The sequence below is a fragment of the Bartonella queenslandensis genome, assembly GCF_018155095.1.
In the GTDB taxonomy this organism is placed as follows: domain Bacteria; phylum Pseudomonadota; class Alphaproteobacteria; order Rhizobiales; family Rhizobiaceae; genus Bartonella; species Bartonella queenslandensis_B.
Genome location: NZ_NAAI01000001.1, coordinates 14,963 through 33,678, shown reverse-complemented (window position 1 = coordinate 33,678; position 18,716 = coordinate 14,963). Strand labels below are relative to the sequence as shown.

Genomic DNA, 18,716 nt, shown 5'->3' with positions numbered 1-18,716 from the left:
TCTTCATAAAAAAGTATAAATGCAGAACGCAGCAATAATCTTAACGACTTTCTATCAATTCAATTTTACTCTTAAACCCGCTCCTATGCCCCAATGCCTACCAGAACTCGTAGCGGATATATTAGAACGAATTCTGCCATTTTCAGACATATAACCTGCTCCAACAGCAAAAGCTGATTGATTGCGCCATGTCCCCGTTCCTATCGATAAACTTAAAGAACCTGGCGTATCTTCATAACTCAAGTTCGATACCGCTAAACCTATCGCTGCTGCCTGTTTGGATTCTTTGTGAACTTCCTTAATTTCATACCTTAACGCTTCAAACTTTACATCTGTATAAGATTTTGTCTCATGAATAACATCGTCGACCGTGTTATTGACAATGTCCTTGAAACGCTCATTCGTATATTTCTTTGCATCAGAAAGAACGAGTTTCATCTGCTTATTCGTATAATCATGCAATTGACCTCCTGTAACAGCTTCTTTCGAACCGCTTTCAATGCGACCTTCCGCTACATTATCTATCAATACTGGATCACTCTCACTCATACCAACTAATGTTACTTTATTCGTTTTCTTGCCATCAGTCCCTTTATCATACTTAACAGCAATATCTGCCACACTAGCAATATCTTTTACTTGCTTATCAATCATATTGACATGGCTTTCAACCTCTTTAACTTTCTTATTCGTCTGCCAAAGTTGTCTGCCATTAACAGCTTCTTTCGAGCTTTCTGATATTTCACCGTCCGCTACATGCTTAATCTTACTGTCTTGACCTTTATGACGCGCGTCAAAAGCTTTTTCTGTCTCACTCCAATTTAAACCACCCGAGAAAACACTCTGTTCAAAATCATGAATACGATTGTTGATTTTTGTCATACTTTCGTTAACACCTTCAAATGCAGAGGCAACATTGGTATAGTTCTCCTTTTTGCTTAACACACCAGCAGCAGTAAATTGTGCAACCTTAAAGCCTGGTGCTAACCATTTTCCATCCTTGTATCCCGCATCCCCACTAAAATATCTAGAAAGTACATTGATTACCGAATAAAGCTGGGAACCATTGATCGCTTCCGTGGATTCTTCTATCAGAAGCCCTGCTTTTACACCAGAAAGACTACGCACACCGCTCGCACTGTTTGCAATACTGAGTTCACTCCCATCTTTTTCACCACCAATCGTGATACGTTTTGTCTTTTCATCCTGCTTAACAAGATTCTCACTTTCTATTTTGCTAATCTCATGGGTAATTTTGTTCTGAATATTTGTGAAAGAATTTCCAATCCCACTCAATGCATCAGAAATATTGCTATAGCTCTTTTCTTCAGAGGCTCCATCTTCACCAAACTGCTTGATTTTAAAATTTGGAGCTTGCCAATTTCCTTGCTTATCATAACCAGCGCCACCACCAAAATAGGTTGCTAATTGCTCGTTTAAAGAATAAAGTTGAGAACCATTTACTGCATCACTTGAGTTTGCTGTAATATCACCATCCTTCAGATTGGTAATCTTACTGTTTTCCCTTGTTTCTCCCTCCCCATGAAGAGCAACATAAGCTTCCTTATTCTTATCCCATAATAAAGAATCATCGCTAATGCCTTCTGAGACTTCCTTAATACGCTTGTTTACATTCTTTATATTTGTATCAAGACCTTCAAATGCCGAAACAATATTATCATGGTCTGTTTCTCCTACCGCCCCATTTTCAGAAATACTGAGTAATTTATAAATTGGTCCCGTAAAAATACCTTCTTTAAAGGCTGCATTCCCACCAAAATATTTAACGACCTGCTGAAATATTTTTGTAATTTGCCCCCCATTAATTGCATCATGTGATTCTTGCAAAAGCGCACCATTAGCAACATTATGTAAAGCAACAGGTTCTTTATTTTTGCCACCAAAAGTCACACTCTTATAATTAACAGTATCATCCGACTGTTTATCATAAAAAACTGCAAAAGAATTCGTAGACTCAATTTTCTTATCGAGCTTATCAAGCTGTGCTTTGTTAACTGCTTCATTCGCATTCTCAGCCGCCTTTATACCAGAAATCCTTCTATCCTCTTTATCCTTGTTGGCGATATTGATTACAGTACCATCCTTCTCTCCACCAATCATGATAAGCTTTGTTTTGTCATCTTGCTTAACAAGACGTTCATCCTTTACATGAGCAATTTCATTGGTCATTTTATTCTGAGTATTTGTGAGAGAAGTGCTTAAACCTGACAAAGCATCAGCAACATTTTTATAATCTTCTTGTGTTGCATTGCCTTTAATATCAAATTTGTTCACTGTAAAAGTTGGAGCAATCCAACTTCCCTCTTCATAGCTCGCTCCACCGCCTAAAGAAGCAGAAACTGCATTCCCCAGTGAATAAAGCTGACTACCCGTAATTGCATCCTTTGAACTAGAAGAAATTCCCCCCTCTAAAAGGTGGGTGATTTTGCTGTTTGTTTTTGCACTCCCCTCTCCATGATCAGCAATAAATGCCTTATCAGTCTCGCTCCACAATAAAGCATCGCCTTTAACTTGTTGTGTAATATGCGTTACGTTTTCGGTAAAGTCGTTAAACTTATTCGTTATTTCATTATTTGCTTCTTTGATACTTGTATCAAGTTGACCTTTGTTAACCGCTTCATTACCTTTTGTTGCTTCCTTCACACCAGAAAGCGTCCGATCTTCACTATTTTTGTTGGTGATATTGATGATACTGCCTTCTATTTTTGCACCAATGGTAATATTATTTGTTACTTCCTCTTGTTGTACAAGATTCTCACTTTCCACTTTGTTAATCACATAATTAATCTGTTCAGTTATTTGTTTTTGAACATTTGTGAAAGAAGTACCAACTCCAGATAAAGCTTCCGTGACATTATTATAAATCTTCTCTTCAGAGCCCCCATCATCCTTAACGGTTTTAAGCGTAAAAGTTGGAGCACTCCATATGCCATTTTCATATTTAGCACTCCCTCCAAAGGATTTTGCTATACTCGTGGCAGCAGTTTGAAGATTAGTGGAGACAGTTGTCACATTTTGATTTGTCGTAAATAGCTGTGAACCAGTAACGGCTTCGTTTGAATCTTTTGAAAGAGCGCCATCTTTTATACTGGTAAGAGTACGCTTTTCATTTTTGTTATTGGCAATATCAATTTTATCACCATCAGTATCCTTACCAATGGTGATATGTTTTGTTCCATCCTCCTGTTTCACGAAGCTACTGGCTGTTACCTGTTCTTGAACCTCTTTTACTTTGTCTTTGATCTCTTGCTTGATACCCTTCAGCTGTGAAAAATTCACTGCATCAGCATCTGCCGCACCATCCTTTATACCAGTAAGAATTCGTTTTTCATTTTTGCTGTTGGTAATATTGATGATACCGCCTTCTACTTCTTGACCAATATTGATATTATTTGTTTCTTTATCTTTCTTAACAAGGCTTTCACCTTGTACAGTAGTAATTGCACTATTAATTTGGTTGGCAATATCCTTGCCAATTTTATTTTGAACATTTGTAAAAGAAGTACCAATTCCTGTTAAAGCTTCCGCTACATTCTTATAAGTCTTATCTTCTTCCTTGCCTTCACCGTTAACAGTTTTAAGCGTAAAAGTTGGATCAGCCCATTTGCCATCCTGATATTTGGCATTTCCTCCAAAGGTCTCAGCTATATTCGTGGCAGCGGTTTGGAGATTAGTGGAGACATTATCTACTTTCTGATTTGTCGTAAATAGTTGTGAACCGGTAATCGCTTCCTTCGACTCCGCTGAGAGCGTGCCATCCTTTATACCCGTAAAAGTACGCTTATCACCATTTTTGTTCGTAATATCAATTTTATCACCTTCTGTATTCTTACCAATGGTGATGTGCTTCGTATGCTCATCCTGTTTAACAAGACTATCACTCACCACATTTTTAATTTGATTTTCAACATTTGTAATCGAATTATTCACATTCGTAATCTGTTGTTTTACCTCTGTAAAAGAGTGGCTCACACCAGAAAAAGCACTAGCAACATCATTATAAGACTTACCTTCAACAGTATAGGTAGGCGCCTTACCATTCAATACATCAGCATCACTACCCAAATATTGCGATGTATTTTTAGCTATTGTTGATAGATTTGTTTGAACCCCCGTTACACTCGTCTTTACTTCAGAAAAATTATTTTTGAGCGTTGTAACATCATTATTTGTCGCAAAAAGCTGTGAACCAATAACGGCTTCATTTGAATTTTCTAAGAGCGCACCAGCTTTTATTCCTGTAAGAGTACGTTTCTCATCTTCATTGTTAGCAATATCGATTTTATCTCCGCTTGTATCCTTACCAATGGTGATGTGTTGCGTCTGCGTATCTTGTTTTACAAAGCTATTGGCTGCTACTTGTTCTTTTAGTTCCTTCAGTTGTGAAAAATTTACAGCTTCATTATCCTTTGTAGCTGACTTCACACCCAAAATAGTCCGATCACCACCATCCTTATTTGTAATATCGATTTCAGCGCCTTCTTTTTCTTCCCCTATCTTGATTAATTTTATCTCATCATTCCACTTAACAAGGCTATCGCCTTTCACATTGGTAACGGCATCGTTAATTTGCTGAGTAAATTTATTCTGAACATTCGCGATAGAACTGCTAACTCCAGTCAAAGCTTCCGCTACATCATGATATTCTTTATTTTCCGTTTCGCCACCTTCCTTAACAGTTTTAATGTTAAAAGTCGGAGCGTTCCATGCGCCACCTTTATAGCTAGCACCACCGCCAAAATAGGTCGCAACCTTATCATTTGTCTCAAAAAGCTGAGAACCATTTACCGCCTCAATTGAATCTTTAGAAATTTCTCCACCCATCACACCGGAAATGGTTCGATTTCCATTATCCTTGTTTTGAAAATTAATTACAGTGCCATCTGTATCCTTACCAATGGTGATATCTTTCGTTTTAGGATCCTGTTTCACGAAGCTACTGGCTGCTACTTGTTGTTCAACTTCTTTTTCAATTTTCTGCAATTGTGAAAAATTCACAGCGTCATTCGCCTCAGTACCCTCTACTACTCCTGTTATTTTTTTACCTCCAGCATCAATACCATTCGTTACTATTTTGGGACCATTGGTAATGATCAAACCCGTTGCGTCTAGGGTATTTGCTCCTGCTGTTATTTTATTTAGTGTAATTTCCTTCGCTAAATCAAATTTTACATTATTGTCCTTTTCGCCTTTGGTAATGTTAAGGTTGGTACTTCCCGCTGATAAATCTATCGAGTCGTCTATAGAAACAACTTGAGCATTTTTACCATCAACAGACAGCTTCCAACCTTTGTCTACATAGGTTTGCAACGACTTTAGCTGCGCAACATTTACCGCATCAGTATCTGCGGTACCAGCAGCTACACCTACAATTTGTCGTGTTATTTTTTTAGAGATATCACCAATACTAACTGCACCTTGTGTACTTTTCCATACAAAATCAGCTTCTTCCCCCTTCTTCTCAAGAGAACTATAACCCTCAACACCAGCTGCAACATCAGCTATAGAATCCGCTCCTATAGCAACACCGCCCGTAACGCTTGCTTTTGCATGAGAACCTAAAACAATGGCGTTCTCTTGTTCTGCCTTTGCAGAATAACCCAATGCAATAGATTTTTTTTCCTTTGCATCTGAATTTGCCCCCAAAGTAATAGCATAATCTGCCAGTGCCTTCGAATAAAATCCTATAGAAATAGCGTTTTCACCCTCTGCTTTTGCACGATGACCAACAGCAGTTGCACCCTGTTTCATAGCTCTAGAAACAGAACCCAAAGCTGTTGAATAATCACCTTTGGCGGTTGTATAATCATTCTCTTGTTCGTGTTGGCTCTTTTCATTATATTCAGAACCCAGTGCGGTACTGCTTACCCCCATAGCGTGAGCCATGTAACCTATAGCAATGCTATTTTTTTTTGTCGCCTGTGCCTGATTACCTAAAGCAATAGCAAATTGTTGCGTTGCTTGAGACTTAAAACCAATAGCAACACTTTCCTGCCCTGCTGCATTCGCCCCTTGACCCAAAACAGTAGAATTTGACCCAGCTCTTGCGCTTGCAAACGGATTTCCACTCACTTGTATTGGATAGTTTTCTTCCGACGAACGAAGCGTATTTAAGAGAGCTGTATCATTTCCATAATCATCATCAACAGAAGACACTAAATTTTTCTGTATAAATGCATTTGATTCTTTTTGCGTAGCTTGCTGTATAGAATCGCTATCTTTGTCCAAAACATTGACAGCAATCTTACCTTTTTTGGAAAGCATAGTGATTAAAAAACTTATATAATCACTAGAAGTATTCACTTTTGATGCACTTGCTGTATTCAGCACTGTTAAATAACTTACTTTTGATACACTACTACCATCAAAGAAGCCTATATAAGGGTTATAATGATCGTAAGCAGAAAAAACATTTCTATCGTTTTCTTGAGAATAAACCGCTGTTGCCTTCTCTAAAACTTGAAGAAGCAGTTCTATTATATCAAAATTTTTTGCATAAGTGGGAGAAGTATTTGATAAAAATGCAACGACTGTGGTTCCAAACAAAAGATTTTTAAATAAATTCCGAGAGAAATATCCGTAATCCCAATCATTCCTCTTTGATATGATAGATAATTCTTTCATCACAAGTGCCCCAATGAAAAAAAATCAAATCAACCCATATTTATGACACAAAAAAGACATATTTCAATTTATAATATTTAATCTTTATAAATTAGCTGTTAAAATTGGTGGGAGAGGTTATTTCCGTGTGAAGCTGTAACAAAAAAACCATTAGAAAATTCGAAGGTGTTTGGTTGTTTTATGTTTGCGGTGGTAGGTTATTGGGGAAATAGAATCATTGAGATAAATTTGTAAAAACATATTCTCATGCTATGATGGCGAGTTTTTATTTGTAAAATTGAGCAACATATTAATTTTATGCTCTTTTGAATTGTTTTTTCGTGAAAAGCAAAAACGATTAGTATGTGAAACTTCATCCTTATGAAATTATAAATTAAAATAGAGCTTTAGCATTAATGGTGCATTTTTCTTTATTATTCATCTACCTGTAATGTTCTTCTTTGATTTAATTATTTAATTTTATTGATTTCTTATTAAAACAAACTTTCGCCCTTATCTTAAATAAAGACAAGGGCGAAATAATTTTGCTCAATACATTTTGTTGATTATCAGTTCAATGTCATATTGAATCCAGCACCTATGCCCCAGTGTCCACCAGAATTGGTGACAGATACATTAGACAGAACAGATCCGCTCTCAGATGCATAACCAGCACCAAAGGCAAATGCAGATTGATTACGCCATAAACCACTCCCAAACCCAACGCTTAATTTCCCAGGTGTTTCATTATAGCGTAAGTTAGACACTGCTAAGCCAATAGCGGCTGCTTGTCTTGCTTCTTTTCGCACACCTTCTATGCTGTAATTTAAAGCATCAAACTTCCTATCCGTATAAGATTTTGCTTCATTAATCACATCACCCATTTGGTTATTTAAAATGCTATTGAAGCGCTCATCCGTATATTTTCTTGCATCATCAAGGACTATTTTCATCTGCTGGTTTGTCTCCCAAAGTTGACTACCATTAACAGCTTCTTTCGAATCTTTCGATAATTCACCATCCTTCACATTGTTTAACACGACTGGATCACTTTCACTCACACCAACTAATGTGACTTTATTTATCTTTTCACCCTTTTCATTCTTATCATACTTAACCGCATCGTTTGTAACCGTATTTGCAATATCTTTTACCTGTTGATCAATATTGTCTACACGGTTTTCAACATTGCTAACCCTATTATTTGTCTCCCAAAGTTGGCTACCATTAACGGCTTCTTTCGAATCTTTCGATAATTTACCATCCGCTACATGCGTAATCTTACTGTCCTGATCATTATGACGAGCATCGAAAGCTTGTTCTTTCTCATTCCAATTTAAACCATTCGATAAGGCACTCTGGGTAACATTATTAATACGCTCGTTGATGCTTTTCATGCTTTCATTAACACCTTCAAACGCACCTGCAACATTATCATAGCCAGTTTTCTTATCCCCATTACCATCATCCTTGAATTGTGAAACATAGAATGTGGGAACTTTCCACTCCCCATTCTGATAGCCTGCATCACCACCAAAATACCTAGAAAGTGAATCGATCACTGAATAAAGCTGAGAACCATTGATTGCATCCGTTGATTTTTCAGAGATATCACCGTTTGCAAGAAAGGTAATTTTGCTATTCGCCCTTTCTTGACCATGCTGGGCCACAAATGCTTCTTTCTCATTATCCCACGATAAGGCATCACCTTTTGTTTTATTGATCTCATTCGTAATGTCATTGGTGATTTTATTCTGAATATTTGTGAAAGATGTACCAACAGCAGACAATGCTTGTTCTACAGTATTATATTTTTCTTCACTTACTGTACCATCATTATTAACCGTGTTAAGCGTAAAAGTAGGTGCTTTCCATTCGCCATCCTTATATTCAGCTCCCCCTCCAAAATATCCTGCAAGATTATTACCCATCGAATAAAGCTGAGAACCATTGATCGCATCCGTTGAGTCAGCAGTAATGTCTCCATTTAAAAGGTATTTAAGCTTGCTCTTTGCTTTTTCTTCACCATGCTGAGCAACAAATGCCCCATCACTCTCATTCCACAATAAAGCATCACCTTGAACTTGTTGCGTAATATGCGTTATGTTTTGCGTAAAATCGTTGAACTTATTCGTGATGTCTTTACTGACATTTTCGATGCCTTTATCAAGCTGACCTTTATTAACAGCGTCATTGTTGTTCTTTGCATCCTCCACACCAGAAATGATCCGACTTGCACCATTTGCGTTGGCAATATTGATTTCTGTACCTTCTGTTTTGGCACCAATAGTGAGACGCTTTGTTTCCTTATCCTGCTGAATAAAACTTTCACCCTCCACTTTGGTAATCGCATTATTAATCTGGTTACTAATCTCATTGGTGATTTTATTCTGAATATTTGTGAAAGATTGGCCCACACCACTCAAAGCCTCAGCTACATTATGATAAGTTTCATCTTTTTCCTCACCATCATTGTCAACAGTTTTAAGCATAAAAGTAGGTACTTTCCATGTGCCATCCTTATATTCAGCTCCACCTCCAAAAGTTTCAGCTATACTCGTAGCAGCGGTTTGGAGATTATTTGATACCATTGTTACATTTTGATTTGTCCTAAACAGCTGCGAACCTGTGACAGCTTCATTTGAATCTTTTGAAATGTCACCATCCTTTATACCCGCAAAAATACGCTTTTCACTTTTACTGTTAGTAATATCAATTTTATCACCATCTGTATGCTTCCCAATGGTGATATATCTCGTTGTATCATCCTGTTTTACAAAGCTACTGGCTGCGACTTGTTTTTCAACTTTTTGCAGTTGTGCAAAATTCACTGCATCGGTCTCATCAGTACCCTCTACTACTCCTGTTATCCTTTTACCGCCAGCGTTAATACCCTCAGTCGTTATTTGAGGACCATTAGCAATTACTAAACCCATTGCATTTAAAGTATTTGCACCTGCTTTGATGCTATCCAGCGCAATATCCTTCGCGAGATCAAATTTTATTTTATTGTCATCTTCACCTTTGGTAACATTTAAATTGCTACTTCCAGCTGCAAAATCCACCGTACCATCTATACCAACAACTTTACCATTATTACCATTAACAGATAGCTTCCAGCCTTTGTTCACATAGTTTTGTAAATCTTTTAACTGTGCAATATTGACTGCATCAGTATCTTCTTTACCAGCGGCTACGCCTGTAATTTGCCGCGAAAATCTATTAGTATTATCACCAACACTCACAGCACCTAACGTACTTCTCCATACATAACTAGCATCTTCTGATGGAGCTTGTAGTAAAGGGCTATAACCAGTAGCGCTACCAGCAACCTCAGCTACAGAATGCGCGCCTATAGCAACTCCTGAATCCACTTTGGCTTGTGATTTCAGTCCCAAAGCCATAGAATTAACACCAAGTGCAGATGCCTCAGAACCAATAGAAACCGCATGCTCCCCCTCACTCTTAGCCAAAGAGCCTATAGCCAAAGACCTCTTAGCAAGAGCAGATGCCTCAGGACCAATAGAAATTGCATGCTCCATTTCACTCTTAGCCAAAGAACCTATAGCCAAAGACTTCTCACCATTTGCAAATGCTTCAGAACCTATGGCTATCGACTTTTCACCGAGCGCCTTGGTGCGATTAAGGTCTTTGTTCGCATCGTCATTTGGATTAATGTCATTCCCTAAAGATCCTAACTGTGACGGAGAGCCTATTGCGATAGAACCATTCATCTTAGCTTGTGATGCATAACCTATCGCAATGCTAGCCTCTCCTACCCCGTTTGCCCCATAACCCAATCCTATAGCACCTTTTTGCTCTGCCCGTGCATAACGACCAAGAACTATTGCGTTCACTGCATCTTTGGTTATCAATGTACTGTTACCAACGGCAACAGTTCCGCCTCTATAGACTTCCGCATTAGAACCAATAACAACAGTCCATCCCAAATTTTGATCTGTCCCTAATAAAGACGCTTGCGCTTTTGAACCAATAACAACAGAATCACTAACTTTTGCCTGCGTGTTATTACCAAAAATAACATTGTTTTCTGATACATCACGTTGCATTGCTGGAGATAAAGAATCTTGTGAGATATCAGACGCATTCATAATCGCTGTATCCCCACCATCTTGATTGAACGGTTGAGCAGATAAGTTGTTACGAACAGATAATTGTGGGCTAATGATAGATTGTTTCTTTTTTTCCTCTGTACTTACTGCTTTTTTCAATTGGTTGCTGCCCCCTGCTGTAAAAGTATTTGCAATAAAATTGTCATCGCTCCCATCAGAAAGAGCTCTGATTAAAAAATTAGTATAACCGCTTAAAACACTAACTTTTGATTCTGGCGCCGTATTCAATATCGTTACATCATTGCTGTTGGATACATTAATAGGTCCCAAATAACCAGTAGCATCATCATAAACAGAAATCACACTTTGTGGATACGCCACAACAGCACTCTCTATGTTTGTAGCAATCCTTCCTTCTGAAACAAGATTTTCTGAAAAAACAGGAGAAACACTCGACAAAAGTGCAACTATTGAAGTTAATGACACAACTTTAATAAAAGGAAAACGAGAAAATTTTAATTCACTCCCCGCTAATTTGGCATATGATTTTTTCATAATAAATTCCCCAATGAAAAAAATAACTTTAAACATAAAAAAAAGACACATTTAAATACTAGGCGAATCATGAGATCTATTTTTTCTATATATGTGAGCTTTAAAGTATGATTGAAAAAGTAGAGAAATGATGTGTTTAGATGTTAAAGTGTGTGTTTTTTATAAGAGACTAGAGGTATTTTTTTGTATATTGGTTAAAATTTGCTTAATATTTTAACTAATTTTTTTTATTTTGTCGTTTTTTTCTTTATATTTACAGAATAAATAGTAAAAATATTTAGTAATATTATAAAGTTTATGATTTTTTTTGAAAAATATGTAAGAGGGATGTGTTGTTTTATTGTCATCCCTAAAGAAAAACCGGTCACAAACGCTAAGAAATGACAAAATAAAAATGATTTAAGTTATTGTAAGCTGATTTAGCATATAATTTTTATCATTTCCTCAGTCAAAATGAATTATATTTTGGCTTTACCAGAGGGTAGATTGTAGATTTACAGTTTCATTGAGAGTAAAGGCAATTTATTTTTTTCTCTGTAAGTTTCTGAAAAAATTTTAGAGCAAAAATAAGAAACACATTATTTATAAAAATAATGCATTTTTTTCTCTTGAAAAAGTGGTTACTTTCCCGAAATCGTACAAGTTTTTTCTGTTTTTAAAATCTGTAGTTATCATTATATCCTTTATCAATCTCTATATACATATCTTTTATAGATGTAAAAACAATTCACCCCTGCCTTATGAGACAAGGGTGAAAAGAATTTTTTATGTGTTTTGTTGATTATTAGTTCAGGGTCATATTGAATCCCGCACCGACACCCCAATGACCACCAGAAGTTGTTGCGGATATGTTAGAGCGGTATTTTCCATTTTCTGAGGTGTAACCCGCACCGAAAGCAAATGCAGATTGACTACGCCATAAACCAGCACCAAATCCAACACTTAATTTTCCAGGTGTGTCATTGTAGCGCAAGTTAGACACCGCTAAACCAATAGCCGCTGCTTGTCTTGCCTCCTTTTTCACACTTTCAATGCTGTAGTTTAAAACATTAAACCTCGTATCTGTATATTGTCTAGCCCGCTCAACAGCATCGTCAATCGCATCAATCGTAATATTACGAATCCGTTGATCCGTATACTGCTTGGATTCATCAAGAATAAGCTTCGTCTGTTCTTTAGTGTAATCATGAAGTTGACCACCATTTACAGCTTCTTTTGATCCTTTCTCAATTTTACCATTGGCTACATTATCAATCAGAACAGGTTCACTAGCATCACCACCCGCTAATGTGATTTTATTGGTCTTTTTGCCATTTTCATCTCTGTCATAACGAACCGCATCCTCTTCAATGACATCAACTCTATTATTGATGTTGTTAACTTTGCCATCAATATTATTAACGATACCACCAATATCAGCAATCGTATTTGAAATGTTATCAACTCTATTTGAGATATGCTTAACATCTTTTTCAACACCCGTGATACGTTCATTGGTTTCCCAAAGTTGCCCACCATTAACCGCATCTTTCGAACCTTCTGCAATTTTTCCATCGGCTACACCGGTAATTTTACTCGGTTTACCATCGCGCGAAGCATCATAAGCTTTTTTGTTTTCATTCCACTTTAAAGCATCTGTATCGACCTTGTTGATGACTTCATTAATACGGTTATTAATATTTGACATCCCATCATTAATATCACCAAAAGCATCAGCGACATTATGGTGCTCTGTCTTAACAGTCTTACCGTCTTTACCGACTTTAGAAATCTTGAAAGTAGGATCCGTCCATTTGCCATCCTTATAGCCAGCACCACCACCGAAATAATTGGCAAGCTGGTTGCTCATAAGATAAAGCTGGTTACCTGTAATGGCATCCGTTGAACCTTTAGCAATATCACCATCCAAAAGATACTTCAATTTGCTCTTTGTTTTCTTGCCATCTTTTTCATGACGTGCAACGAATGCTTCTTCTTCATCATCCCACAATAAAGCATCTTTAGAGATACCTTCAATTGTCTGATTAAACTCATTGGATACTTTCGTTAAGCGCTGATTCACATCTTGAACATTCTTATCAAGACCTGTTAAAGCTGAACCAACATCATAGAAATTAGCCTTCCCTACTTCACCATTTACAATAGCGGATAAAGTATATTTCAGTCCTTTAAAGGCACCATCAACAAATTTTGCACCACCACCAAAAAACTTGGCAATATCTTCTGATATTTTATTAATCTGACTACCATTGATTGCATCTTTGGAACCATCACTGATTTTTCCATCTGCAACACCAACAATTAACCTAGGCTGATTATCTTTGTTGGTAATATTAATCGTAGTACCACCTTTTTCCTTACCGATGGTAATGAGCTTTTTCTCTTCTTCCCATTTAACAAGACTATCATTTTCTATTTGATTTTTTATTCCTTGCAGCTGTGAAAAATTAACTGCATCGGTATCATTTTTTCCCTCAGCTACGTTTTTGATCACTTTTTTTCCAGCATCAATACCTTCCATAGTCATACTTGGACCATCATTATCATTCACAAAAATGCCATCCTTAGTCATATGAGGACCGTTCTTAATTATAAAGCCATCATCACTCATTGTGCTATTGTCTGTAGTGACACTCGTTAACTTAAGGTTATCATTCAAAGAAAAGATAACTTGATTCTTGTCGTCTTTTTCAATCTTTAAGTTATCTTTTCCTACCCCTTCTTTAGAAGTATCTTTTACTGAAAAATCTACTGTACTTCCTGCTTTAACATCTGTAACATTGTTTTCATCATCATTAACAGAAAGTTTCCAGCCATTTTTTGCAAGCTCTTTGACCTCTTTCAACTGTGCAACGTTTACAGCCTCATCGTCATACAAACCCTCTCTTACACCAGAAATTACTCTAGGCTTCTCATCTTTGTTTGAAATATTGATTTCTACGCCATCTTTTTCAGCACCAATGGTAATGAGCTTCTCATCCTCGTCCCATTTGACAAGGCTATTTTTTGTTATATCAGAAATTTGATTGTGAATGTTCGCGAAAGTATTGTTCACACCTTCAAAAGCATCAGCAACATTATCATAGGGCTGCTGCGAAACCGACCCATCAGCATTGATTTTATAAACCTTGAAAGTAGGAGCTTGCCATTTGCCTTTTTCATACTTAGCACCACCACCAAAATAATCAGCAATATCAAGAAACCCAACGGTTATTCTATGATCAACCGCGAAGACATTTGTATTAACTGCATCCAACGCTGAACCAACATTATCATACCTCTTTATAGCTATTGAACCATCTTCCTCAATAATCTTTAACTCATATTTTGGTCCTGTAAATTTACCATTTTCGAATGAGATATTACCACCAAAAAACTTTGCAATGTCGCTACCCATAGAATGAATTTGAGAGCCATTTATAGCATCTGTTGAATCTTCTGTAATGTCACCATTCAAAAGAGACGTGATCTTACTTTCTGTTGTTTCACCTCCTTTTTTATGGAGCGCAACAAAGGCTTGCTTCGCATCACTCCACAATAAAGCATCTTGAGAAAATTTATCAAACTTCTGATTAAAGTCATTAGTTACATACGTTAGGCGGCTATTCACATTTTTGACATTTGCATCAAGTCCTGTTAAAGCAGATCCAACATTGTTATATGCTTCCCGCTCTACTGTACCATTGGTAGAAACGTGAGATAAAACGTATTCTGGCTCAGAAAACTTGCCGTTATTAAATTCTGTACCACCACCAAAAAACTTTGCAATGTCGCTACCCATAGAATGAATTTGAGAACCATTTATAGCATCTGTTGAATAGCCATTAATGAGTCCATCGGCAATGTTTGTAATTGATACAGGTGCACTTGTATCACCACCTTTCAAAGTTATTTTATTAGTTTTTTGACCGCTTACATCTCTGTCGTAGCGAACAGCATCCTCAGCAACCTTGTCAACTTTAGTTTCAATATTGTAAACATCTTCACTAATGTCAGTAACCGTACCTGATATATTGGTAACTATCTTATCAAGAGAGCCAACTTTCTCATTCGTATCCCAAAGCTGTGAACCATTCACAGCCTCAGTTGAATCCTGATATAATCGTCCATTTTTCACACCGGAAATTGTCCGATTACCATTTGATTTATTTGCAATATTAATTTCCGTTCCGTCTTTTTCCTTACCAATAGTGATACGCTTTCTATTTTCTTCCCATTTAACAAGACTATTGCTTGTTATTTGATCTTTTACTTTATTCAACTGTGAAAGATTAACTGCATCCTTCTCTAAAACGCCATCTGCTACTCCTTTAACCGTTGTATTACCAGCATGAATGCCTTTAACAGTTATGCTCGGCCCCTCACCACCATCAAATCTAAAACCAGCAGCATCCATAACGCTTTCTCCTGCTGTGACAGTCATTACATTAATATTATCAGCTAAATCAAACGTAACATTGCGGATATTATCTCCTACAATCTTGATATTCTGACTACCCCCTTTACTAGCTGATTGTAAATTTACTGTATCGTTTTGTCCAATAGATGTAGCATCTTTACCATTAACGGTAAGCTGCCAGTGCGTTGTAGCAGCTTCTTTTATCTCTTTCAGCTGTTTATAATTTACAGCATCGTAATCATTAGTCGCTTCTGTCACGTTTATGATCTTTTTCTTGCCTGCATCAATACCATTCTTAGTCATATTGGGACCATCAGCTTTATTAACATAAAAGCCATCCACAGTCATACGTGGACCATTTGCACCATCAGCAAAAAAACCATCACCACTCATAGTGCTTTGACCTGTAGTAACTTTCGTCAACTCAAGCTGATCATTTAAAGTAAATTTGACATTAGTACTATTTTTTTCGATCTTTAAATTGTCTTTTCCCGCGTCTGTACCTTGCACTGAAAAGTCTACTTTGTTGCCCGCAGCAACATCTGTAGCATCATTTTCACCATTAACAGAAAGCTTCCAACCTCCTGCTTCTGATATCTTTCCTTCTATTTCTTTCAGCTGTTTATAATTCACTGCATCGGTAAGGTCAGTCCCATCTTTCACTTTTGTGATTTTTTGACTACCAGCATCAATCCCTTCCACAGTCATACTGGGACCATTAGCATTATTAATATAAAAGCCGTCCACAGTCATACGTGGACCCTCTTCACCATTAGCAAAAAAGCCATCACCACTCATAGTGCTTTGACCTGTAATGACCTTCGTCAATTTAAGGGTATCATTTAAAGTAAATTTGACATTAGTACTATTTTTTTTAATCGTTAAATTGTCTTTTCCTACGTTGTTAGAAGGATTCTTCATTGCTACTGAAAAATCTACGGTATTGCCGGCAGAAACATCTGTAGGATCTTTCCCACCATTAACAGAAACTTTCCAAGCGCCTGAAATCAAATTTTCCATAGCTTTTAGCTGTGCGACATTTACTGCATCAGTATCTTCCTTACCAGCAGCGACCCCCGTAATCTGTCTTGTGATTTTATAACCCTCTGCATCATCACCAACATCACCAACGCTAAAAGCACTCGCTGTACTTACCCATACCTCACCGTTTTTTTCTGTCTCTTGACCTGTTGCAGGATCATAACCTTTATCACCCTTTGCTCTCCGAGAAACAGAACCACCACCGATAGCAACACCATCATCATGAAGAGCCTGTGCATTTGCCCCAATAGCAACGGAATCTTCTCCTTTAGCGTAAGTATATGTCCCTATAGCAATAGCATTTATAGCTTCCGCCAACACTTCTCTGACAGGATTAGAAGGATTAGTTCTATCAGAGCGCCTACTCCCTATTGCAATAGAACCTGAAGCTTTAGCATGGGAATCTACACCTATAGCAATACTTCTGCTACCAGAAGCGGTTGCAAGTCCACCGACAGCGACCGCAGCATCCCCTGATGCCTCCGAACTCACGCCCATGGCAACACTTGCTTTACCGCTTGCAAGTGCAGCAACACCAAATGCTTGTGCTCCACCGGCCTTTGTGGTTGCACCAGCACCAAATGCTGTTGAATAATTCCCTATCGCAGAAGCCCCACAACCCGTCACAAAAGAATAAACACCATAAGCTTCAGGCAGAATATTCTCAGATCCCCCAGTATTTGTTCCCATATAACTCGCTTTGGGATCACTCAAGATCCCATTAGGACCTACCCAGCTAACTTGTTTAGTGGTTGTTCCATAAGGATTACGACTATTGTTGTCTGCTTGATCAACGATAAAATTTTCAAACTCTTCCTTTGCGGTTATCTTATTACTAAGATTCTCCTGTCGCACGCCCCCACGACCCTTAACATTATCCACACCACAGTAATCATCATCACCAGCAAAAACAATACTGCCATGACTACCAAATGGATAAGGAGCATTAGTACCACTCGAATTGCGAACAAGCCCCCCTACCGTAGAAACTCCCGCAGCGAAAACGGGAGAAACACTTGATAAGAGTGTGGCCATTGCCGCGCTGAGCGAGACAGCTTTAATTAAATTTGGTGTGGAATATTTTTTTTTCATAAGAACCTCCTCCAACAGAGCTCAATATCATCACAACGCGCAAAGAACACATGGCAAAACCCTTAGAGTTCGCGCACCTCAAAAACCAATAGATCAAGACAAAACCCTCCCCTCACGATACCGCTATTTATTACGGCATCGCTCTAAAATCTTTGTAACAACATCGAATCTAGAAAAGTCCCCAACCCTTTTAGCTAGAGGGATTCAAGCTAAAAAATAAATAAAAACACAAGTCTTTGAAAATATACCGTCATCTCCATTCAAAAATACTGCGATTTATCTCTTAACAAAAATAGCTTCACTAAAGAGCAATTCTACCTTTCAAATAAAGCGCAGAAGCAGAATGGCAAGAGTATAAAAAATAATTTTTTATCAATTTGCAAAAATACTTCTTAATGAAAGAGCTGTTCTTATAAACACACATTTTTATGATTTTTTTAACTTTTAGCATTTTTAACTTACAGCATAATCTCATGGATAATGATGATCATCATAACCTCTTTTTTTGCTATGCGATCTTTATTATGCAATAACATGCTCTCATCAGGACGTGTATCTTTGGAAAATATATTTCCTAATATAATGAGGCGCGTTTTATAAAAAGTTTCAACGTGCTCATTGCATCGTCTTTATAAAAAGATAAAAGTGCGCTATAAATGGTTTTTCGTTCTTCTCTCTTATATGTCTGTTATCCTCTATAGGAACCCAATATAGCCTTAGCACCATAATGGGATTAAAGTCGTATTGTCTTTTCACTGTTATGCGTATCTTTTCCTTCAACCAACAAATATTTCAAGAATGGTTTTAGCTTCTTTTTGAAGAGATTTTATTTGTATCATCAACCATTATGCTTTTTATGAACCGTTTTACCTGTATCAGAGCAATATATTGATTTATAATGAATAATTTATCGTTTTTCAGATTGAAAAAAA

Annotated in this window: 3 protein-coding genes; all 3 read right to left on the bottom strand. The window is 37.3% G+C overall.

The features are described from left to right. Positions 1 to 54: 54 nt before the first annotated feature. The gene (locus B5V81_RS00085) at positions 55 to 6,645 is read right to left on the bottom strand and encodes a Vomp family autotransporter (protein WP_212111016.1); all 6,591 of its coding nucleotides are present in this window, start codon (positions 6,643 to 6,645) and stop codon (positions 55 to 57) included. A gap of 548 nt (positions 6,646 to 7,193) precedes the next feature. Next, the gene (locus tag B5V81_RS00080; RefSeq protein WP_212111014.1) at positions 7,194 to 11,252 is read right to left on the bottom strand and encodes a Vomp family autotransporter; all 4,059 of its coding nucleotides are present in this window, start codon (positions 11,250 to 11,252) and stop codon (positions 7,194 to 7,196) included. 784 nt (positions 11,253 to 12,036) lie between these two features. Further along, the gene (locus B5V81_RS00075) at positions 12,037 to 17,784 is read right to left on the bottom strand and encodes a Vomp family autotransporter (protein WP_212111012.1); all 5,748 of its coding nucleotides are present in this window, start codon (positions 17,782 to 17,784) and stop codon (positions 12,037 to 12,039) included. Positions 17,785 to 18,716 lie beyond the last annotated feature (932 nt).